Annotated in this window: 17 protein-coding genes; 12 read left to right on the top strand and 5 right to left on the bottom strand. The window is 47.4% G+C overall.

All coding sequences use genetic code 11. The annotated features are described in order from the left end of the window. The gene (locus IEX60_RS10900; protein ID WP_188750470.1) at positions 1-576 is read left to right on the top strand and encodes a DJ-1/PfpI family protein; all 576 of its coding nucleotides are present in this window, start codon (positions 1-3) and stop codon (positions 574-576) included. Between the two features lie 67 nt (positions 577-643). On the opposite strand, the gene guaB is transcribed toward IEX60_RS10900, so the two are convergent. The 3 genes from guaB to IEX60_RS10885 all read right to left on the bottom strand — a co-directional run bounded on the left by guaB (position 644) and on the right by IEX60_RS10885 (position 3369). Next, entirely contained in the window at positions 644-2119 is a 1476-nt protein-coding gene (guaB, locus tag IEX60_RS10895) for an IMP dehydrogenase (protein WP_188750467.1), read from the bottom strand. A 107-nt stretch (positions 2120-2226) separates the two neighbouring features. After that, on the bottom strand, positions 2227-2841 hold the full coding sequence (locus tag IEX60_RS10890; RefSeq protein ID WP_188750465.1) for a porin family protein: 615 nt from the start codon (positions 2839-2841) through the stop codon (positions 2227-2229). A gap of 21 nt (positions 2842-2862) precedes the next feature. Then, positions 2863-3369 (bottom strand): hypothetical protein, encoded by a 507-nt coding sequence (locus IEX60_RS10885; RefSeq protein WP_188750464.1) that lies wholly within the window; start codon positions 3367-3369, stop codon positions 2863-2865. A gap of 408 nt (positions 3370-3777) precedes the next feature. Here IEX60_RS10885 and secDF point away from each other — a divergent pair, with 408 nt between their 5' ends. The 8 genes from secDF (at position 3778) to IEX60_RS10845 (ending at position 15047) form a co-directional block, all read left to right on the top strand. Next, the gene (secDF, locus tag IEX60_RS10880; protein ID WP_188750462.1) at positions 3778-6792 is read left to right on the top strand and encodes a protein translocase subunit SecDF; all 3015 of its coding nucleotides are present in this window, start codon (positions 3778-3780) and stop codon (positions 6790-6792) included. Between the two features lie 256 nt (positions 6793-7048). After that, the gene (locus tag IEX60_RS10875; protein ID WP_188750460.1) at positions 7049-8353 is read left to right on the top strand and encodes a dicarboxylate/amino acid:cation symporter; all 1305 of its coding nucleotides are present in this window, start codon (positions 7049-7051) and stop codon (positions 8351-8353) included. 68 nt (positions 8354-8421) lie between these two features. After that, positions 8422-8859 (top strand): MarR family winged helix-turn-helix transcriptional regulator, encoded by a 438-nt coding sequence (locus IEX60_RS10870; protein ID WP_229717525.1) that lies wholly within the window; start codon positions 8422-8424, stop codon positions 8857-8859. Positions 8860-8946: 87 nt separating this feature from the next. Beyond that, on the top strand, positions 8947-9951 hold the full coding sequence (locus IEX60_RS10865; RefSeq protein ID WP_188750456.1) for an NAD(P)/FAD-dependent oxidoreductase: 1005 nt from the start codon (positions 8947-8949) through the stop codon (positions 9949-9951). A 10-nt stretch (positions 9952-9961) separates the two neighbouring features. After that, a complete protein-coding gene (locus IEX60_RS10860; protein ID WP_188750453.1) occupies positions 9962-10288 on the top strand; it encodes a 2Fe-2S iron-sulfur cluster-binding protein in 327 nt (108 codons plus the stop codon). Positions 10289-10337: 49 nt separating this feature from the next. Next, a complete protein-coding gene (locus IEX60_RS10855; RefSeq protein ID WP_188750451.1) occupies positions 10338-11639 on the top strand; it encodes an NAD(P)/FAD-dependent oxidoreductase in 1302 nt (433 codons plus the stop codon). 64 nt (positions 11640-11703) lie between these two features. After that, positions 11704-13392: a DNA polymerase/3'-5' exonuclease PolX gene (locus IEX60_RS10850; RefSeq protein WP_188750449.1), complete on the top strand. Its 1689-nt coding sequence runs from the start codon at positions 11704-11706 to the stop codon at positions 13390-13392. Then, complete coding sequence (locus IEX60_RS10845; RefSeq protein WP_188750447.1) at positions 13389-15047, top strand: M1 family metallopeptidase; 1659 nt, start codon at positions 13389-13391, stop codon at positions 15045-15047. The genes IEX60_RS10850 and IEX60_RS10845 overlap by 4 nt, the downstream gene beginning before the upstream one ends. Positions 15048-15053: 6 nt before the next feature. Here IEX60_RS10845 and IEX60_RS10840 read toward each other — a convergent pair whose 3' ends face one another. Further along, positions 15054-16952 (bottom strand): DUF3858 domain-containing protein, encoded by a 1899-nt coding sequence (locus IEX60_RS10840; RefSeq protein WP_188750445.1) that lies wholly within the window; start codon positions 16950-16952, stop codon positions 15054-15056. Next, complete coding sequence (locus IEX60_RS10835; protein ID WP_188750443.1) at positions 16949-18937, bottom strand: transglutaminase family protein; 1989 nt, start codon at positions 18935-18937, stop codon at positions 16949-16951. Before IEX60_RS10835 ends, IEX60_RS10840 begins: the two co-directional genes overlap by 4 nt. 122 nt (positions 18938-19059) lie before the next feature. On the opposite strand from IEX60_RS10835, the gene IEX60_RS10830 reads away from it, so the two are divergent. The 3 genes from IEX60_RS10830 (at position 19060) to IEX60_RS10820 (ending at position 21503) form a co-directional block, all read left to right on the top strand. Then, positions 19060-20082: a rod shape-determining protein gene (locus IEX60_RS10830; protein ID WP_090626315.1), complete on the top strand. Its 1023-nt coding sequence runs from the start codon at positions 19060-19062 to the stop codon at positions 20080-20082. A 79-nt stretch (positions 20083-20161) separates the two neighbouring features. Next, on the top strand, positions 20162-20995 hold the full coding sequence (gene mreC / locus IEX60_RS10825) for a rod shape-determining protein MreC (protein WP_188750442.1): 834 nt from the start codon (positions 20162-20164) through the stop codon (positions 20993-20995). Then, a complete protein-coding gene (locus IEX60_RS10820) occupies positions 20988-21503 on the top strand; it encodes a rod shape-determining protein MreD (RefSeq protein WP_188750440.1) in 516 nt (171 codons plus the stop codon). The genes mreC and IEX60_RS10820 overlap by 8 nt, the downstream gene beginning before the upstream one ends. Positions 21504-21512: the final 9 nt, after the last annotated feature.

The raw sequence follows: 21512 nt of genomic DNA, 5'->3' as shown, positions 1-21512 counted from the left end.
ATGGCAAAACGCATTTTATTAGTAGTAGGCGACTACGTGGAAGATTACGAAGCGATGGTTCCATACCAAGCCATGCTATCTGTCGGCCTGTCGGTGGATACCATCGCACCGGACAGGAAAAAAGGTGATACCGTTCCGACGGCAGTACACGATTTTGTGGGCGACCAAACCTACCGGGAAACCCAGGGCCATAATTTTGCCATCACGGCCGACTTCGAAGCGGTGGATCCGGCAACGTATGATGGTCTTTATATCGCCGGAGGGCGTGCACCCGAATACATACGCCTCAATAAGCGGGTTCTCGAAATTACACGCCATTTCTTCGATGAAAACAAACCCGTTGCGGCTATCTGTCACGGTATCCAGGTATTGACCGCTGCAAAGGTGCTTTCCGGACGTACGCTCACGGCATACGTGGCTGTGGGGCCGGATATCGAACTGGCCGGAGGTACGTGGAAAAACATCCCTGCAACTGAGGCCATCGTGGACGGCAATCTGGTCACCTCCCCCGCCTGGCCCGGACACCCAGCCATTCTGAAGGAGTTCTATCAATTGCTGGGATTGCGTATCGGATAGCAAAATGCCACAATCATTCGGCAAAAAAGAGGGTTCTGTTTTGTGATCCGCTATCTGTGGGATTCGTTTACGGCCTGCTGTGGTAATTCGGAGCTTCCTTCGTTATCGTGATGTTATGGGGATGGCTCTCACGCAGCCCTGCACCGGTGATCTTCACAAACTGCGCACCCTGTAAAGCTTTGATCGTCGGAGCTCCGCAATAGCCCATGCTTGCCCGCAATCCACCTACGTATTGATAGACGACTTCGGCCAGTGTTCCTTTATACGCCACGCGACCCACGATGCCCTCGGGTACCAACTTCTTAATATCGTCTTCGACGTCCTGGAAATAACGGTCTTTAGAGCCCTGCTCCATGGCCTCAACAGACCCCATACCACGGTAAGATTTGAATTTACGGCCTTCGTAGATAATGGTTTCTCCCGGAGCTTCTTCCACACCTGCAAACAGTGAACCTGCCATGACCGTATCGGCTCCCGCTGCAATCGCCTTCGCGATGTCTCCGGTCTGTTTGATCCCACCATCAGCAATAACCGGAACACCGCTGCCCCGGAGCGCCTTGGCAACCTCATAGACCGCATACAATTGGGGTACCCCCACACCGGCAATGATACGGGTGGTACAGATCGATCCGGGACCTATGCCCACCTTCACGGCATCGGCACCCGCATCGGCCAACGCCCGGGCGGCAGCCGCTGTTGCAATGTTGCCAACTATTACCTGAAGATTGGGAAAGGCTGCTTTCACTTCTTTCAGCTTATCAAGTACACCTTTCGAGTGCCCATGTGCGGTGTCAATGGTAATCACATCCACCTCCGCTTTTACCAATGCCTCCACACGTTCCATGGTATCCGCGGTTACTCCGACAGCCGCTCCTACCAGCAACCTGCCGTGGCTATCTTTAGCTGCATTGGGAAAATGCTTATATTTCTGGATATCTTTGAAGGTAATCAGCCCCACGAGCACATGATCGTCATCCACCACCGGCAGCTTCTCAATCTTGTGATCCTGTAGAATGGATTCTGCTTTCAGCAGATCGGTTCCAATGGGTGCCACGACCAACCCTTCGCGGGTCATCATCTCGGCTATCGGCCGTTTCATGTCCTTCTGGAAGCGGAGGTCCCGATTGGTGACAATGCCCACTAACCGATTCTCACGATCGATGATGGGAATCCCTCCGATCCGATGCTCTTTCATGATCTGAAATGCATCTCCCACGGTTGCATTTTCACCCAGCGTCACCGGATCTTGTATCATGCCACTTTCCGATCGCTTTACTTTGCGCACTTCGGCAGCTTGGTCAACAATGCTCATATTTTTATGCAGCATCCCCAAACCACCCGCCTGCGCAATGGCGATGGCTAGATCTGCCCCGGTAACCGTATCCATCGCAGCGGACACGAGGGGGATATTCAACCGGATATTCCTCGTCAAATACGTACTGGTATCCACATCACGTGGCAGGACTTCGGAATATGCGGGTATTAAGAGTACATCGTCGTAGGTGAGGCCTTCAGCTACGAATTTTTCGGGATCTAAATGCATGGCAAATATGTATTGGAGTTACTATTTGCCGGGCAAAATTACTGAATTTTTATGTCTTCTACAAGTAAAAAAGTTTTTGGACGTATGGATGGAACACGGATGACACGTTAAAAGGAATAGCTCACACCGATCTGGAATACCCGGTTGAGCGAGACTTTATCCGGATCATCAAATATACCCAGGAAATAGTCGTTGTTGAACGCATCCAGTAAACCGGTCTTGAAACGCCCCTCAACCGTCAACCCGAATGGCAACGTATAGCCAAGGCCGAGCGCAATTCCCAGGTCAACACCACCATAATCGTCGTCATCAAAATCAATACGGGGAAAATTCTTCCCGATCTTCATATCGAGCGACGGCCCCACCAATCCATGAAACCCTTCGACAAAATAAAACTTGTTGATCACGCCAAGCGAAAGATATTGAATCGTCACATTTTCCTCTCTGCTGGGTTGGCCCGTCTCCTCCTCATCCACAAAAACCACATGATTGGCCCCTTGCCGTGTATAAATTAGCTCCGGTTGCAGGGTGTATCGTTGACCGAGATTAAGGCTAAGAATGCCTCCGGCATAAAAATCTGTCTTAAAATCGGCATTTATGTTGCTTAAGGTCGCCACATTGACTCCCGCCCGGATACCGGGTGAAACCCTTTTTTGTGCGTATAATGCGTGTGCGGTCGCACATATAGCGACCGCAATCAATAGAAATGCATTCCTTTTCATGAGAGGCGTATCAGTGGGTTATTATTTGAACGTAAACTTAAATCCTAATGTGAAACGGGCCGGTTCAAAATGGCTGTTATTAGACAGGTTCCACCAGGGCTTCCAATCAAAATGGAAAGCCAGCGGTGCGGATGGGATCTTGAATTCCAACCCTACTGCCGGGCGGAGTGCAAAAAAGGTCTCGTTGCCATCCCAATCGTCGTCGCCATACCACCAACGGCCATTATCTATAAAGGCCAGTTGCGGGCCAACGCCCACATACCAACTCAAGCCATTTGCTCCGCGGATGGGCTGGTTGTACGAGTAGTCCACACCCAGCACGGTAACATCGTCGCCAAACAGTACCTGTGCATTACCTGCATTGGCAGGATCAAAAAAATGCTTAATCTGTGGCCCTACCAACGTCGGGCCGTCTCCCAAATCAATCCCCAAACCTAAAGCAGTACGGTAACGGCTTTGTGCATCGGCATCCTGTACACCCAATGCCAGTAATGAAGTAACCAAAAAGAATAAAAATACGTTTTTCATTTGAATAAATTGTTTTTTAATGGTAATGAAGCTTGCATGAATTATTTTTCACTTTTGTTTGAATGGCAATTCATGCAGGTTTCATTTGAATAAATTGTTTTTTAATGGTAATGAACTTAAATCAGCGAGAATCCTTTTTATCTGCGTCATCAGCGTTCTATTTTTCTCGTTTTTAGACATCTTCATCTACGAACCAGAAACTACCGCTGATGGATAAGCAAATAGTTTGCCAAACTGACACCTGTTACAGCCGGCATGGTAATAACTATCCGCTATTCAGACTGCAAAATACCCCTGTGAATAAACTAGAAAATAGACCTTTCTTTATACAAAAATTTTATACCTTTGCCGTCTTAACTAAATTTTGTAAGGAAATAGATAGAATTAATACTAAGCTAAGGTAAGAACATGCAAGGTAAAGGGCTGATTAAATTTTTGGTGGTAGTGGTCACAATCGCGTGCCTCTATTCCCTATCATTCACATTCGTTACCCGCAAGGTGGAACGGGATGCTGCGGCATATGCCAAAGGAGATTTTGCGAAAGAGAAGGCATATTTGGATTCCATGGCCGGGGAAGTGGTGTACAATTTAGGCATTGCCAAATACACCTACCGTGAAGCTAAGGGAAATGAAATCGCTTTGGGCTTGGATTTGAAGGGTGGCATGAACGTGACGATGGAAGTGTCGTTGCAGGAATTGGTACGCAACCTGGCTAACAATCCGAAAGATGAAAACTTCAATAAAGCATTGGAAAATGCCAATATCCGGAGTAAAAATAGCCAAAGCGGATACGTAAGCCTGTTTGTTGAAGAATTCAAAAAGCTCAGCCCGAATACCGGATTAGCCAGTTTCTTCGCTACGAAAGATAACAGTGCCTACGTAAAACCCAACAGCACGGATGCGCAGGTAGAGAGCTTTCTCCAACGGGAGGCAGGTAACGCTATTGACAATTCTTTCAAAGTGTTACGCACGCGTATCGATAAGTTTGGCGTGACTTCACCCAACATTCAATTACAGCAGGGAACCAACCGGATACTCATTGAATTGCCCGGCGTAACGGACGAAGATCGGGTGCGGAAACTCCTACAGGGTTCCGCAAGGCTGGAGTTTTGGGAAACGTATCACAACGTGGAGATTTATCCGATGCTGGAAAATGTCAACAGCGCGTTGGCAGCCACACTGAAAGAAACTGAAAAAACAACCCAGACTACCGCTGATACGGCAAAAACAGACAGTACCGATGCAGGCCTTTTGGCAACATTGGGTGCCAACCAGGATTCATTGGATGTTTCGGATTCCTCAGCCAACCAACTGGCACTCCAAAATCCCCTGTTTAACATCCTGCGCCCGGCAACAGCGCTGGGACCGAACAACCAGCCGATGTTAGCCCCCGGTCCGATTGTTGGATATGCTCAGCTTCGGGACACGGCCAAAGTGAACCGCTACCTGGAAAACCCGGTTGTCAAACAGATTATCCCAGCAAATGTTAAGCTGCTGTGGGGAGTAAAACCCAACCCGAAAACTCCGGAACAATTGGAACTTTATGCGGTGAAACCGAGCGGTGTAGACGCGGGTCCGATTTTGGGTGGTAATGTAATCACGGATGCAAAAGATGATTTTGATCCGCAATCCAATAGCCCAATGGTGACCATGTACATGAACAGCGAAGGTGCCCGGGAATGGAGAAGGATTACGGCCACAGCTTCCGCTGACCCCAATAATAAACAGGCCATCGCCATTGTACTTGATGGCGTGGTGTACTCCGCCCCCACTGTACAGGGTGAAATCCCGAACGGTGTTTCCCAAATTACAGGTAACTTTACGATCGAAGATACGAAGGACCTTGCCAACGTATTAAAAGCGGGGCGTCTGCCTACAACCGCCAAAATCGTAGAAGAAGCCGTTGTGGGACCTACGTTAGGTCAGGCAGCGATTGATGCCGGCATTAACTCTGCCATCATCGGGCTACTGATTGTATTGATCTTCATGATTCTTTACTATAACCGCGGCGGATGGGTTGCGAATATTGCAGTGGTATTCAACGTATTCTTTTTAATGGGTATCATGGCATCACTCAATGCGGTCCTGACCCTTCCGGGTATTGCAGGTATCGTACTGACACTTGGAACCGCTGTGGATGCCAACGTATTGATTTACGAGCGGATCCGGGAAGAATTAGGCTTGGGAAAATCAATCAGACAAGCCATTGCCGATGGCTATAAGCATGCGATGCCGTCCATTTTGGACTCACAAATTACTACATTCCTCGTTGGGGTAATTCTCTTCTTCTTCGGTAGTGGTCCCATACTCGGATTTGCGACCACCTTGATGATTGGTATCATCACATCGTTGTTCACTGCTATATTCATCACGCGGATCATCTTTGAATGGATGTTGGCCAAAGGATGGGAAATCAAAGTATCTTATCCCTGGAGTGCAAATACACTGAAAAATGCCAATTTTGGTTTCGTTCAGAACCGGAAGAAAATTTACCTTGCTTCGGCGCTGTTTATTGTCATCGGTTTTATCTTCATATTCACGAAAGGGTTTAGTTTAGGGGTAGACTTCCAAGGAGGAAGAACATATACGGTACGCTATGAAAAAGCGATCGATCTGGAAGAAGTGCGCAGCAATCTCGACGAGACTTTCGGCTTGACCACCGAAGTTAAGATTTATGGCGCAGATAATCAAGTACGTGTAACCACTACGTATCAGATCGATGAAACCAGTGATGAAGCAGATAAAGAAGTGTTGGCCAAGCTGAATGAAGGATTATCAAAAATAGCTGGCAATCAGTACGAGATCCTAAGCTCTCAAAAAGTAGGTCCGACAATTGCCAATGACATTAAATCCAGAGCAGTATATGCAGGTATTTTCTCTGTCATCGTTATTGCGGTATATATACTGATCCGGTTTCACAAATGGCAATACAGCTTGGCGGCAGCCATTCCGACCATACACGATGCGTTGGTGATCCTAATTTTGTTTTCGATGCTGGACGGGATTGTTCCTTTTTCTTTGGACATCGACCAACACTTTGTTGCGGCGATACTGACGGTCATTGCATATTCGGTAAATGATACCGTGGTCGTATTTGACCGGCTACGTGAATACCTTGGTATGTCAAGACGTAAGCAAGAAGACATTGGTGAAACTGTTAACTTAGCAATCAACCGGACGTTAAGCCGTACCATTGTTACTTCGTTGACTGTGATTTTTGTAATGGCTATTCTGTTTATCTTCGGTGGTGAAGTGATCCGTGGTTTCTCATTCGCAATATTGGTAGGTATTATTGTTGCTACCTATTCGTCAATCTGCCTTGCAGCCCCCTTGATTGTGGACTTGCAGGGAAAGCAGAAATCAGAAGAGCCATCGGTTGCTGACACCAAAAATAAAGCTGCATTGAAGCCTGCAAAAGCTTAATGCCGAGATAGTACGTCACTTAAAATATAATGAGGTTGCTGTTTCCAGCAACCTCATTTTTTTTAAAAAAAACATAGTGAATCACAAAGAAATAATCTCAAACTTTACGACCAATTTCCAACAAAACACAATGTTTTTGTATTTAATTAAATACAAAAAGCAGCATTCTCGATTATAATAGTATTTTTGTTCCCGTTGCTGTTCACAAGCATACTATAATTGCGCAGCATTACCTAAAAAGCATATTTTAATCCGGATGAAGTTACACACAAAGATTTTTATCGGCATGATTTTCGGCATTGTAGCCGGATTAGTTGTAAAAAACCTCGGACTTTCAACAGAAACCTTAACCACCATCGTAAAATGGGTTGAACCAATCGGAAAAATCTTCATGAATCTGATCTTCATGATGGTCATTCCCTTAATTCTATCTGCCTTAATTTTGGGCATTGCCGAAATCGGGGACGTAAAAAAGCTAGGCCAAATGGGCATCAAACTTCTGCTGTACACGATTGTTGTGAGCTTTATCGCTGTTCTTATCGGTGTCACAATGGTAAATATCTTCAATCCTGGAAAAACTGTCTCCACCGAAACGCGAGAATATCTCATCAAACAGTTCGGCACTGAAGCTGCAACCGCAGCGGAACAGGCGAAGGCTATTGAAGCAGATGAGCGGACCGTTGGCGATATCCTGGCACAAATCATTCCGCGTAATCCGTTCGAAGAGATGGTCAATGCATTCAATGCAAACCATACCGGGGGTGGTTTGCTGTCGGTCATGTTTTTTGCGTTGATTTTTGGGGTAGCGATGGCTGCTGTTGGGGAAGAAAAGACCGCAACACTGAAGAGCTTCCTGGAAGGGCTCTACGAAGTGGTGATTAAGGTCATTGGCTACGCAATGGCATTGGCTCCCTATGGGGTGGCTGCATTGTTGTTTAACATGGTACTCAACGTAGGTGCTGATTTCCTGATTTCGTTGCTTTGGTATGTACTCATTGTACTCGGAGCTTTGGCCATCCACCAATTTGTGGTATATTCCATTATTTTGAAATATTTCGCCAACCGGAATCCGATCCAGTTCATGAAAGACATGGGAGAAGTAACCCTAACTGCCTTTTCAACCAGTTCGAGTAACGCCACCCTTCCCACTGCCATCCGGGTGAGTATAGAAAAGCTCAGAATTCCGAAGCCCATTGCTCATTTTGTACTGACAATCGGCAGTACGGGCAATCAAAATGGTACCGCCTTGTTTGAAGGGATAACGGTGCTTTTTTTAGCACAGGTATTTAACGTAGACCTGTCGTTGGGATCACAGATTACCGTGGTACTGCTCTGCATATTGGCCGGAGTCGGCACTGCCGGCGTACCCGGAGGGTCCCTCCCGGTCATCGTAACGATATTAGTCTCCATTGGTGTACCAGGGGAAGCGATCGCTTTGATTTATGGTGTAGACCGCATCTTGGACATGTCACGCACCACGCTGAATGTCAATGGCGACATTACCGCAGCTGCATATATCCAGCATGTAGAAGAAAAAGCGGGCCGAGTTTACCACGAATAATACAGACAGATACCTTGCTTTTATCTTAATTACTTCATATATTTGTCATACTAATTATTAATATGCTAATGAAACAATACAATGCATATTCTTTCTTATTGGACCGCACGGCGCGCCGCGTAAAACAGTATGCGCAATACCAGTTCAATTGCCAGCAATTCGGTATCACAGTAGATCAATGGGCCATTTTGAAAAACCTCAATCAATATACGGATCTTTCTCAAAAGGAATTAGCTGAATACTGTGGAAAGGACCAACCCACACTCACCCGTATTGTGGACCTACTGGTAAATAAGAAGTTGGTGGAGCGTCGGGCAAATCCCACCGACCGGCGCAGTTTTGTAGTTCATCTTACTGCGGCCGGGAAACAGAAAGTAGAAACCCTTTCCGGTGAAATCAGCAAAATCCGTATGCAGGCATGGAAAAATCTCAATGAGAAAGACTTTGGGCACCTGAAGCGAATACTGAATACAATATACGATAATTTGGAAATGGAACACGGATAATACAGATTCAACGGATGGGCGCTGATCGCTGAAAATCTGCGCAAAATGCGCCTTAACCGCGTCATCTGCATTCAAAAAATTAAAAATATGATAACAACAGATATATGCATCATTGGAGCAGGTCCTGTAGGTCTATTCGCCGTATTTGAGGCCGGACTGCTCAAAATGCGGTGCCACCTAATTGATGCGTTGCCGCAAGTGGGCGGGCAACTATCGGAAATCTATCCGCACAAACCCATTTATGACATTCCGGGTTACCCGTCTATCAATGCACAGGAACTGGTAGACAACCTCATGGAGCAAATCAAACCGTTCCACCCCTCTTTTACACTCGGCGAACGGGTGGAAGCTCTCGAACGACGGGCCGACGGTTCATATGATGTGATCGGTAGCGAGAAAACCGTTATCCATGCCCAGGTGGTCGTCATTGCCGGCGGACTGGGTTCTTTTGAACCGCGGAAACCCGAAATACCGGGGTTGGCTGATTTCGAAGGCCGGGGAGTGAGTTATATGGTAAAGAACCCCGAGCTTTACCGGGACAAGCGTATCGTCATTGCCGGCGGTGGTGATTCGGCGCTGGATTGGACGGTATTCCTGAGTGATATTGCCCGTGAGGTAACGCTGATTCACCGAAGCGACAGTTTCCGGGGGGCTCCCGATTCCGCTGAAAAAGTCTTTGCCTTAGCGGAAAGCGGAAAGATTCACTTGCTGTTACAGAGCAATCTCACCAGTGTACATGGCAATGGCACGTTGAAACAGGTAGGTGTAACCGATAAACACAAACAGGAACAACGTATTGAAACCGATGCTCTCATTCCTTTATTTGGGCTAAGTCCGAAGTTAGGACCCATCGCCCAGTGGGGGTTGAACATTGATAAATCCGCTATCGCAGTGGATACAACCGACTATTCCACCGGTGTGGAGCGCATCTATGCCATTGGTGACATCAATACGTATCCGGGCAAGCTGAAACTTATTCTTTGTGGTTTCCATGAAGCGGCTTTAATGGCACAAAGTGCCTTTAAGTACGTTCACCCCGCAGAGAAATTGAGTTTCAAATACACTACAGTTAACGGTATACATACTTTTTAAAGCAAAAAAAATGGAAGAAACCATCCATATCACGGTAGAGGACCAACACGGCGGCATCCGCCAGCTTGAGATTCCCGAGGGGATTAACCTCAGTTTGATGGAAGTTTTAAAAGCTTCCGAATACGACATACTGGCTACCTGCGGTGGCATGGCATTATGTGCCACCTGCCACATCGAAGTGCTGGAAGGTGGTGAAAAGCTCGATCCACTCAATGATGCAGAGCTGGATATGCTGGACACCTTGCCCGATGCAAGCGACGTGAGTCGGCTGGCCTGCCAGATACGGCTGAATCCGGCACTTGACGGATTAAAAATCAGGGTGTTTGGAAACAATTGACAGCATCAACCGTTCGTATTACTAATAGGGCTTTTAATTATTTGAAACGATGAATACAAAATATTCCAATCCTAAATTTCCACGGGTGGTTATCATCGGCGGCGGTTTCGGTGGCATCGAAGTGGCCAAAGCACTTAAAAACAAGGAAGTTGAAGTTATGCTGTTAGACAGAAATAATCACCATACCTTTCAACCCCTGCTGTATCAGGTTGCAACCGGCACCTTAGATGCACCTTCCATTGCTTTTCCCCTCCGCAAGATGTTCCGGAAGCAGGAAAACTTCACGTTCCGAATTGCGGACGTACGGGGTATCGATGCACTAAACAAAACACTTGACACAGACATCGGGTCTATTTCATACGACTACCTGATTGTTGCCACCGGGGCAACCACCAATTTCTTTGGCAATAGCGACATCGCCTATTATGCCATGCCCATGAAAAGCGTAAAGGAAGCGGTTAATATCCGTAGCTTCCTCCTGCAAAATATTGAAGAGTCGCTTTTAAAGACAGATTTAGAGGAGCGCGCCGCTTACCTCAATTTCGTGGTCGTAGGCGGAGGCCCTACCGGTGTGGAACTGTCTGGCTCCATTGCGGAGATTCGCAACCACATTCTCGCAAAGGATTATCCGGAGCTGAAAAAGGAAGACATGAATGTGTACCTGGTGGAAGGACTTCCGAAGATACTGGCCAACTTATCCCCACAGGCATCCGAAAAAGCGGAACTATACCTAAAGGAATTAGGTGTAAAAGTGTTGTTGAACGTACAGGTAACCGGTTACGACGGGGACATTATCACCTTTGCCGACGGTAGCCGCATCAAGACCAAGACCGTCCTCTGGTCGGCAGGTGTAATGGGGCAGTTTCCAGACGGTATCAGCCCCGATATTGTTATACGTGGCAATCGCATACGTATCGACGAAGAATGCCGCGTGATCGGGATGAAAGACATTTTTGCCATCGGCGATGTTGCGGCCATGATTACCGATGAATTGCCTCGCGGGCATCCCGGTGTAGCCCCCGTTGCCCAACAGCAAGGGCGGTTTCTGGCAAAAAATATTGTCCGGATGCTAAATGGGCAACCCACTGAAAAATTCAAGTATTTTGACAAGGGTTCCATGGCAACGATAGGCCGCAACAAGGCAGTTGTTGATATCGGCAAAATCCGCTTCCAGGGCTTTTTTGCCTGGTGGGTATGGATGTTTGTCCACCTGATGTCGCTGGTAGGATTCCGGAACCGGGTGGTTACGTTTATTAACTGGGCGATTAATTACCTGACCTTTAATGCGGGAATACGATTGATTATCCATAAATACCGGCGACCGGAACGGGTCAGTGAACACGCAGAATAGGACACGGTATTTCCGTGTGCTTAAAAACTTTGCGATCTTTACCGGAAACGTTTAATTTGCAGCAATGGATAACAAGAAGATCGCAAAAACCATCAGGCTGTATGCCCAGTTGATGGAGTTGCATGGCGAGAACGCATTCCGGACAAAGGCCATTGCCGCCGCCGCTTTTAAATTGGACAAACTGCCTTTTCTGATTACATCACAATCACTGGAAAAGCTCGGTGAAGTACCCGGCATCGGAAAAAGTACCGCCGATAAGGTCGCGTCATTAGTCTCAACAGGCTCGTTTCCTGAGTTGGACCAACTGTTGAGCGCTACTCCCGAAGGAATACTTGAAATGCTAACCCTTAAGGGATTAGGACCGAAGAAAATACAGATAATATGGCGTGACTTAGGAATCGAGACCATTGGGGAATTATTCTATGCCTGTAATGAAAACCGCCTGATCGAAGCCAAAGGATTCGGACTGAAAACCCAGGAAGAAATCAAACGTGCTATTGAGTTCTCTATCGCAAATCAGGGCTGGTTTCTGTACGCCAATGTCCAAAAGCTCGCCGACGATGTGGTGTTTTCGTTGCAGGAGCTATTGCCCGAAGACAGGAAGCTCTCTTATACAGGTGATTTCCGTCGGAAATGTGAAGTCCTTCAGTCGGTGGATATATTGGTGGAAGCATCTTCCAGCGAGCTCACTACTGCCGTGGCAAACATAGATGGATTGTCCATTCAGTCGGCCGCCGGTTCTCAGCCTTTGGAAGCCTTGACGGATACAGGCGTGCCTTTCCGGTTCATTCCTACCGACCCCGCATCGTTTTTCCGGCAATTGATCATTTCTACCGGCTCCGACGCGCACCTACGTCAACTGGACGAGCAATTGATTGAATCCCAGTTACCCGAATTTGATTCCGAAGAGGCCATTTACCGATCGCTGGGATTGGCTTACGTTGAACCCGAATTGCGCGAGGGAACCAACGAGCTGACACTGGCGGCGGCAGACACCCTCCCTACCCTGATTGGCTACGCTGATCTCCGGGGCACCCTGCATAACCACAGCACATATAGTGACGGTGTCAATACACTGGAAGAGATGGCACTGTACTGCCGCGATGAACTGCGCCTCGAATACCTGGGCATAAGTGATCACTCAAAAACAGCCGTTTATGCCAAAGGGTTAACCGTAGAACGTGTACAGGAACAGTGGGCGGAAATTGATGCACTCAACGCCCGCCTGGCCCCCTTCCACATTTTCAAAGGCATCGAATCGGACATTTTGAATGACGGTTCATTGGACTATCCCGATGAAATCCTCACTGGATTTGACTTTGTCGTAGCCTCGATCCATGCCAACCTGAAGATGGATATGGAGAAAGCAACCGCTCGATTGCTCCGTGCCATCGAAAACCCATACACCACAATCTTAGGCCATCCCACAGGACGCCTACTGCTTAGTAGATCGGGATATCCAATCGACTATGCACGTGTCATAGATGCCTGTGCGGCCCATGGCGTTGTCATTGAGATCAACGCAAATCCCCTGCGCCTCGACTTAGACTGGCGATGGCACCGGTATGCCGTCGAAAAAGGTGTGCTACTTTCCATCAATCCCGATGCGCATCGAAACAGCGGATTTCAGGATATGCAGTATGGAATTCAGGTAGCCCGCAAAGGCGGCCTGACTGCCGAAAATTGCCTCAATACATTCACATTGGAACGAATAAAGGAGTATTTCAACCGTAAACGTCAACAGACAAGATGAGACGATTGCTTTTTCTATACTGCTTTGTATTCGCCGCCATCGATGCCCAGGGCCAATTACTAAAAGCCCGTGAAATTTTCAGCCGGGCCGATTCCCTGCGGGGTCAGTTGACTCCGTTACGTACCTGCTACGACATCAACTACTATCACCTGGATGTGCGGGTGGATCCGGACGAGCGCTATATCAGCGGTTCCAACCTGTTTCAATTCACGGCCACCGAAGATTTCTCACGGCTGCAATTTGATCTGTTTGATAACCTTGCTATCGAAAAAGTTGTCTATCGCGATCAGGAATTACCGTTCAGACGCGAATACAACGCCGTATTTATTGATTTTCCGCATACCTTGCGCAAGGGTGAGCGGGATTCCTTTACCGTCTATTACTCGGGCCACCCGGTTCAGGCAAAGCGGGCACCCTGGGATGGAGGATTCGATTTCAGGAAAGACAGCCAGGGTAAGCATTGGATCGCCACTGCCTGCCAAGGCTTGGGAGCAAGTGTCTGGTGGCCAAATAAGGATCACCTATCGGATGAAGTGGACAGCATGCTGATCAGCATCAGTGTCCCCACGGGACTTACCAATGTGTCCAACGGACGGTTCAGGGGCAGTGAAGATCTGGGAGACGGTTATACGCGTTTTAATTGGTTTGTTGGCAATCCCATCAACAATTACAACGTAGCCGCCAACATCGGTGATTATGTCCATTTCGCGGATACCTTTCACGGTGAGAACGGTGTACTTGACCTCGACTATTGGGTACTCCGCGAAAACAGGAGCAAAGCCAAAGCCCACTTCGACGCCAATGTCAAACCGATGTTACGTGCATTCGAACATTGGTTCGGCCCCTATCCCTTTTATGCGGACGGCTATAAACTGGTGGAGACCGCCCACCTCGGTATGGAACACCAAAGTGCCATTGCTTACGGCAACAAATACCAAAACGGTTACCTTGGCAGGGATGGCTCCGGTACCGGCTGGGGCAATAAATGGGATTTTATCATCATCCACGAATCGGGACACGAATGGTTCGGAAATAACATGACTGCCGCAGACCTTGCGGACATGTGGATCCATGAAAGTTTTACCAACTATTCCGAAGCGCTTTACATTGACTATCATTATGGCAAACAAGCCGGCCAGGAATACATACACGGCAATCGGAACGGCATCCAAAACCTTACTCCGCTCGCCGGTAGTTATGGCGTAAATCACGAAGGCTCGGGCGACATGTATAACAAAGGAGGGGTACTGCATAACATGGTGCGTACGATCCTAGACGATGACGAAAAATGGCGGCAGATTTTGCGGGGACTGAACAAACAGTTTTATCACAAAACAGTTGATTATCAAGACATAGTGGATTACATCAGTAACCAATCGGGAAGAAACTTCGCTCCGATGTTTGCCCAATATGTACGCCATCCGAACATTCCGACACTTGAATTCTATTTTACGAAAGACAACAAAGCAACCTGCCGGTGGATTGCCGACGAACCCGATTTCGACATGCCGGTGCGTATCCGTATCAAAGGCGGCCAATACCGGTTTATTCAGCCCACACGAAGGCTCACGCCCATAGACCTCCCGGGACTGACACGTGACAACCTGGAGGTAGACACCTTTAACTTCTACATCGGAGTACTGGTAAATGAGTAAAATGCATCAGTTAGCCAATATGGCTTTACGGTTATCGAGCATATTGATGCGATTAATGAAGGCACTGAATTCTGTGTATTGCTCAGCAGGGAATGTGCCTTCGTTAAGGACGAATTTCCGGTGATACCGAAGTTGGTTACCCATTTGTTCTACGGTAGCCTGGTACTTCCCAAACCGACTTTCGATTTCCTCCTTCCATCCTCCGCTAACTAGATTAAGTCCGTCGGGCAACACATAGGTGATTTGGTCCTCATCCGTGTATCCCCTGTTAATATACACCGGAAGCTTCCGGTCTTTGACGGCAGGTACGTTCGGTTGCCGATTCACGATATTGGCAGTCAGAAATACCTGCCCCCCATTTTCAGGAGCATATTTTGGCAGTGTCACCTCAAATGTTTCAACCAACATCGGGATTTTGCCGGATTGCTTCTGATAGTCAATGTTGCGAAAGTCGATGTAGTCAACATCGTAGGCCTTTTTCAGCAGTTTAATCTGTTCCGCTCCGTTGCTGCCGGCAATCTCCAGGTGATTTTCGTATTGCCCCGCAGCGAATGCTGTCTCCATCTTTCCGGTAAGTGTTCCGTCCTCAGCCAATACCAGCACGGCTTGTCTGTGTTGTGTACTGGCAGCTACCGGATAGTTGGGTGTCCGCAGCAACTGTCCGCCTGTCGGTGTACAGGCCCATACCGTGCGGTCATCGGTAAAAGACCCCAGATAGCCGAAAGGGAGGCGTTGGCTTGTGCACTCCAACCAGGTGGTATCGTTTTCCAATGGCACACATAGGATAATATGGTTGCCTTGTTCCATGCTGGCGAAATCGGACTGGATATTGCGCTTGGCGCTCCCGGCCTCAACGATGCAATAATAGGAAGGAATACCAGCAACCTTCAGCAATGCCTGCATGTAATTGACCAGCCCCTTGCAGTCGCCATAGCCCAGCCGGTCCACTTCCTTTGCTGCCATGGGCTTGAATCCGCCGATACCGATTTGCACGCTGACATACCTGGTTTTGCGTTGGAGGTATTCGTACAGCACCTTTGCCTTTTCTTTATCAGATGCCAACCCCTCTACCAGTTTCCGCACCACCTGGGTTGTCGCTTCGGGAAGTTCCAAACCATCGGCTAGCAATGCATCGTAGCTCCATTTACCCAGCTCCTCCCAGTTGGAATAATGGCCCTCATGCTTGTAGTAACTGAAATTGACAGGGGCAACTTTAACCGTTATTTTGTACGTTTCGGGATCCGGACTGTAAGGCTCGTACCTCCGGGCAGGCAGGTTGGCGACATTCCAGGTAATGGATTTCCGGCCATCACCATTGCTCCGTACAGGTTCTCCTGCATAGTTGGTGTCATTGACCCGTATGTCATCCGATTCCCCGCATGTAAATGTATATTCGCTGTGCTGCACAGCAACATTCCAATAAGCGTCCGGCCGCCACGCCGGAATAATCAGATTTTGTTTAAGTTCCAGTTCATAGGCATACTCCACGGTATACGGATATGCGGTTACAGCAGGCAGGAAGTACTTTACGCGGGTGTCTTCATACAGGGAAAAATTATTTACCGCACTCTCGTCTTTGAAATCCCGCTGCGTAAATTTACCAATCTGGAATCCACCGGCATCGAATACCCGCCCCGATATGCGTTTAATCACGGTCTGCTTGTTGTAATAGATAACCAGCCTTGCCTTATCTTCTCCTTCCTTATTGAATACGGTAATGGCCTGCTTCACCTCGTAACGAACCTTGGTCGGCGCCAGCATATCCGCTACAATGGTTTCTTGCCGAACCACGGCATCTGCACGGCTTTTCAACGCAACCGGAATATCCGATACCGGGTACTCAGATTGCGCAACTACCTGCGACAACAGGGTCAGCACAGCTATTCCTGTCAAGGTGATCTTCATTCTCCCGCCGCTTTATGTAAAACCACGTCGATTTTTTCCTGCTGTATAATCCGACTGAAAAATTCCTTTAAGGCGAAATAGCTTTCTGGCACATAGGTAGCCTGATTCAACGCAAGCAACTGTGAAAAAGTGAACGTATCGCCATTCAACTGCGTTTGGGTAAGGTACCTGCCGCCTTTGTTTTCTAATGCCAGGTTATAGTCGTCCGGTTTCGACTTCAATGTATAGCCTGCCGGCAATTTGACGGTAATTACAACACGTTCTTCACGGGCAGTTCCCATATCCACGGGATAAGTTCGCTCATCCAGATTGAATGGGTTTTTGCCGACGCGATTGATAAAAAATGGATTGAAAAAGATCTCAGGAGCGTCCAATCCATCGTATAGCTTCATGTCAATGTCATAGCGCTCTACCAAGGGATCTTCCGCCTCGGTTATACCATGGATTTCGCCACCCGAGATACCGAACGCAGTATGGGTTTCGTCTATGTGCTCAATATATTCTTCGGTGGTATTGTAATTGGCCAGCTCATGCCGTTTATTCAGCGCAGTATAGCCGTTACTAGTGGTAGTCAATTGCCCTTTCAGGCTTCCATCGGGATGCAATTCAGCCGTAAGCGCATACAGGATGGTCGACTTTTGAGACGACTTCGGTTCAATCCAATAAGATGGCTCTTTCAGGTTGATGACACGGGCCTTGCCATTGATGCAACGAAGGGGAAGCAACCCAAACGGTAAAAACGGATCGGATGCATCCAACAGGTGGTAATCGTCTCCGATGTTCACCTTGGCTACGACGTAGTTAAAATCACTGAGCACGGGATGCAGGTCATTGACCACACCGTTATCCCGTGTGGACAACATAACAGCTTCCGCGTCCAATCCTGCGGCACGCAACCCTGCAATCAATGCCAGATTGATGTCGCCGATATTACCCGACCGATGTTCGAGTGCTTGCTTAATATTATTCTCGCTGTATTTTCCGAGGTAACGGTTCCACTTGATATGCTGTTGGATGTAACGATACATGGCCTTCGCTTTAGCCAGCTCATCCGGAGCGCCTGCCAGAATGGTCGGCAAAATCGATTTAAAGACATTGTCGCGTTTCATCTGCCCGCCAAAATCGGGATGGGTTACCAATTCACGGTCAACATCCCGCCACTCTTTCGTGATTTTAATATTGGATCCATTCAGTCTATAGATATCAGATAGTTCAAAATAAATAGCTGATTTAAAATTACTTGAAGCCGTCATATAGTCTTCTTCTACAAATGCGGGTATATTTTTCATACCGTAAGTCATTTGTGAGCAGTCAATATCCTTGCCGGCAATCCGGAAACATCCTCGCTTTAATTTGGCATCTTGGATATCCAGTGGAAATGGGCCACGAAGAACGACATTGTAGTTATACATCCCTGGGATGAGGGCTTCAAACAGACTGTTGACTTTCGGGATGTCATCCTGCAGATACCACGTCCTGAAATTAAAAATATGCGGGGATGTCAACCGGTAACTGTATTCGATGATGCTCCCGTCCTGCAGCCCCGGAAAGGTGAATTTGGTATGGGTTAGGTATTTACTGACCTCCTCCCGGAATAGCTGACTTTTGTCCAAAGGTAGTGAAACCACCTTTCCGTCAACGATATTAAGGGTTATCGCCTTGATTTCCGATAATACATCCATCCGTTCACCGCTCTCGTCTCTATGTGTTGGCAAGACAATGTCAGCACGACCGTAGCCATCCCTATTGAAAATTTTGATGCGCACATGATATTCCACGATCAGTTCGGTGTACCCCTTGGTATCATTATATACCATGAAAGCTTTGCCATATTCATTCAATACCGCGGCATTTGAGAAGCTATCCAAGTCGTTTCTTTTAAGCTTCACATCTGCTGGGGTAAGTGAGCCGAAAGTGAAATCCTGCGCAGGTAGACAAATGTGGAAAAGCACAATAAAGGTAAAGGTCAAATAGGTCTTGATCATCGTCAAATCAACTAATTTAGGGTATTTACATAAATCGGATATAAATCGGATATTGTGGTTAAAGTTATCAGTTTTTTTGGTAGGTTTGCACCTAATTTAAAAATCTTATCATATTTTGCCGGATGGGCTTATTTAACTGGTTTACACAAGAAGTTGCAATTGATTTAGGGACCGCCAACACACTCATTATCCATAATGATAAGGTGGTAGTGGATGAACCTTCCATTGTTGCGTTTGACCGTACCACCAATAAGGTTATCGCAATCGGTCGGCAGGCCATGCAAATGGAGGGTAAAACACACGATAATATCCGTACGGTAAGACCATTGAAAGACGGTGTAATCGCCGATTTCAATGCGGCGGAACATATGATACGGGGTATGATTAAAATGGTCAACAACGGCAAGGGCTGGTTTTTCCCTTCCCTGCGTATGGTCATCTGCATTCCGTCTGGCATTACGGAAGTGGAGAAACGAGCTGTTCGTGACTCGGCAGAGATTGCTGGTGCCAAGGAAGTATACCTGGTGCATGAGCCTATGGCTGCAGCAGTAGGCATTGGTATCGACGTGGAAGAGCCTATGGGCAATATGGTGATTGATATCGGTGGTGGAACAACGGAAATTGCCGTCATCGCTCTGTCGGGAATCGTATGTGATCAGTCCATCCGCGTAGCCGGGGATAACTTTGATTCGGACATCGTCCAGTACATCCGCAGGCAACACAACATCATGATCGGTGACCGTACGGCAGAGAAAATCAAGATCGAAGTCGGTTCTGCATTACCTGAACTGCAGGATCCTCCTGCTGATTTCGCCGTGCAGGGACGGGATTTGATGACGGGCGTGCCCAAACAGATCACGGTTTCCTATACCGAAATAGCACACTGCCTTGATAAATCCATTTCAAAAATAGAAGAAGCGATTCTGAAAGCGTTGGAAATTACGCCCCCTGAACTTTCGGCCGACATTTACCAAACAGGCATTTACTTAACGGGTGGCGGAGCCTTGCTGCGCGGTTTGGATAAGCGGATCCAAGCCAAAACCAAACTGCCTGTGCATGTTGCAGAAGATCCGTTGCGTGCTGTGGTACGCGGCACCGGAATTGCATTGAAAAACATCGGTACGTTCAAGTTTTTGATGCAGTAATTCAGGCCCGTAAGCGTTAGCTGCAGGCCTAAATGAATAGCCCCGACAGATTTGTCCAAGGCTTAAAATAGATCGTAGCATGAAGAACCTTTGGCTAATTCTTACCAAGTACAACGCGTTTTTTTTCTTTGTCGTGTTCTTCGTATTCGCCTATTACCTGGTCGTCCAAAATAACACGTTTCAGCGGGCGTCTGCCGTCAATTCGTCAAACGAACTGGTGGGTGCTGCCTATGCAAAAATCAACGGGTGGAAAAGCTATCTTCACCTCAGTGAAGACAATGCTTTGCTTGCGGAAGAAAATGCCAGGCTTAAGGAACAATTGCAGCGGCTCATGGCTCCTGACAGCCTGGAACAGGGTACGGTGGTAGACTCGTCAGAAAAGGTCCAATACCACTACATCGTTGCCAAGGTAACCAACAATAGCATCCATCAGAAGAATAATTACATCACGTTAGACAAAGGACGTATACACGGGATCAAAAAAGGCATGGGTGTTATATCTGCAAGCGGTATTGTGGGTATTGTACTCAACGTGTCCGATCATTTCTCTACGGTTCAATCGTTGCTGCACAGTGAAACCCGTGTCAGCGCAGCCCTGGAAGATAGCAAAGCCTTTGGATCCCTGACGTGGGGAGATAGTTATGATGCGCAGGTCGGAACACTGAAAGACATTCCAAACCACGTCAAAGTCAGGAAAGGCGAAGCCGTATTTACCTCCGGATTTTCTCTTTTTCCCCCCGGCATTCCCATTGGCAGGGTAATTCAAACCGGTGTGTCGGGTGGCGATAGCTTCCTGGATATTAAAATTGAACTAAGTACCCAATTCCACAATCTCCAGCATGTTTACGTAGTTGACGATATCTTAGCCGCCGAGCGGACTGAGCTGGAATCCCAAAACGAGAACAATGGCTAAGATTTTTGTAAATAACATAGTCCGTTTTGTTGTTTTGGTTATTTTACAGGTATTCTTATTCAAGAATATCGGTTATTACAACTTAGCTATCCCTTTTCCTTATATCCTGTTTATTCTGTTGCTTCCGGTCGGAATTCCCAATTTCCTATTGTACTGCATTGCCTTTTTCACAGGTATTACCGTAGACGCATTTTACGACACACTTGGTGTCAATGCAGCCGCTTGCGTGGCATTGGTATGGGCGCGCATTCTATTCATCCGCATTACATTACAAACCGACCAATATGAAAGTTACCTGACCCCGCTGTGGGGCAACGTGCCTTTCCGTTGGTATTTTCTATATGTGACGGTACTCGCATTATTCCACCATGCTGTTCTATTCATGATGGAAACCTTTTCTTTCCATCAATTCCATTACACAATTATCCGTGTCTTATTAAGTTGTATATTTACGGTCATTATCATTTTGTTGTTCAGTTTGCTGTTTTACCGGAAAAAGCAGCGTTAAACACTACCA

Origin of the sequence: Parapedobacter defluvii (assembly GCF_014642075.1) — a bacterium.
GTDB lineage: Bacteria > Bacteroidota > Bacteroidia > Sphingobacteriales > Sphingobacteriaceae > Parapedobacter > Parapedobacter defluvii.
This window is presented reverse-complemented; position numbering and strand designations above follow the sequence as displayed.

Excerpts from the sequence above, each read along its gene's own strand:
- IEX60_RS10820 (WP_188750440.1), top strand. The coding sequence starts at position 20,988 with ATGGCTAAGATTTTTGTAAATAACATAGTCCGTTTTGTTGTTTTGGTT.
- IEX60_RS10865 (WP_188750456.1), top strand. The coding sequence starts at position 8,947 with ATGATAACAACAGATATATGCATCATTGGAGCAGGTCCTGTAGGTCTA.
- IEX60_RS10840 (WP_188750445.1), bottom strand. The coding sequence starts at position 16,952 with ATGAAGATCACCTTGACAGGAATAGCTGTGCTGACCCTGTTGTCGCAG.
- IEX60_RS10900 (WP_188750470.1), top strand. The coding sequence starts at position 1 with ATGGCAAAACGCATTTTATTAGTAGTAGGCGACTACGTGGAAGATTAC.
- mreC (WP_188750442.1), top strand. The coding sequence starts at position 20,162 with ATGAAGAACCTTTGGCTAATTCTTACCAAGTACAACGCGTTTTTTTTC.
- IEX60_RS10860 (WP_188750453.1), top strand. The coding sequence starts at position 9,962 with ATGGAAGAAACCATCCATATCACGGTAGAGGACCAACACGGCGGCATC.
- IEX60_RS10845 (WP_188750447.1), top strand. The coding sequence starts at position 13,389 with ATGAGACGATTGCTTTTTCTATACTGCTTTGTATTCGCCGCCATCGAT.
- IEX60_RS10850 (WP_188750449.1), top strand. The coding sequence starts at position 11,704 with ATGGATAACAAGAAGATCGCAAAAACCATCAGGCTGTATGCCCAGTTG.
- guaB (WP_188750467.1), bottom strand. The coding sequence starts at position 2,119 with ATGCATTTAGATCCCGAAAAATTCGTAGCTGAAGGCCTCACCTACGAC.
- IEX60_RS10835 (WP_188750443.1), bottom strand. The coding sequence starts at position 18,937 with ATGATCAAGACCTATTTGACCTTTACCTTTATTGTGCTTTTCCACATT.
- IEX60_RS10890 (WP_188750465.1), bottom strand. The coding sequence starts at position 2,841 with ATGAAAAGGAATGCATTTCTATTGATTGCGGTCGCTATATGTGCGACC.
- IEX60_RS10875 (WP_188750460.1), top strand. The coding sequence starts at position 7,049 with ATGAAGTTACACACAAAGATTTTTATCGGCATGATTTTCGGCATTGTA.
- IEX60_RS10830 (WP_090626315.1), top strand. The coding sequence starts at position 19,060 with ATGGGCTTATTTAACTGGTTTACACAAGAAGTTGCAATTGATTTAGGG.
- IEX60_RS10885 (WP_188750464.1), bottom strand. The coding sequence starts at position 3,369 with ATGAAAAACGTATTTTTATTCTTTTTGGTTACTTCATTACTGGCATTG.
- secDF (WP_188750462.1), top strand. The coding sequence starts at position 3,778 with ATGCAAGGTAAAGGGCTGATTAAATTTTTGGTGGTAGTGGTCACAATC.
- IEX60_RS10870 (WP_229717525.1), top strand. The coding sequence starts at position 8,422 with ATGAAACAATACAATGCATATTCTTTCTTATTGGACCGCACGGCGCGC.
- IEX60_RS10855 (WP_188750451.1), top strand. The coding sequence starts at position 10,338 with ATGAATACAAAATATTCCAATCCTAAATTTCCACGGGTGGTTATCATC.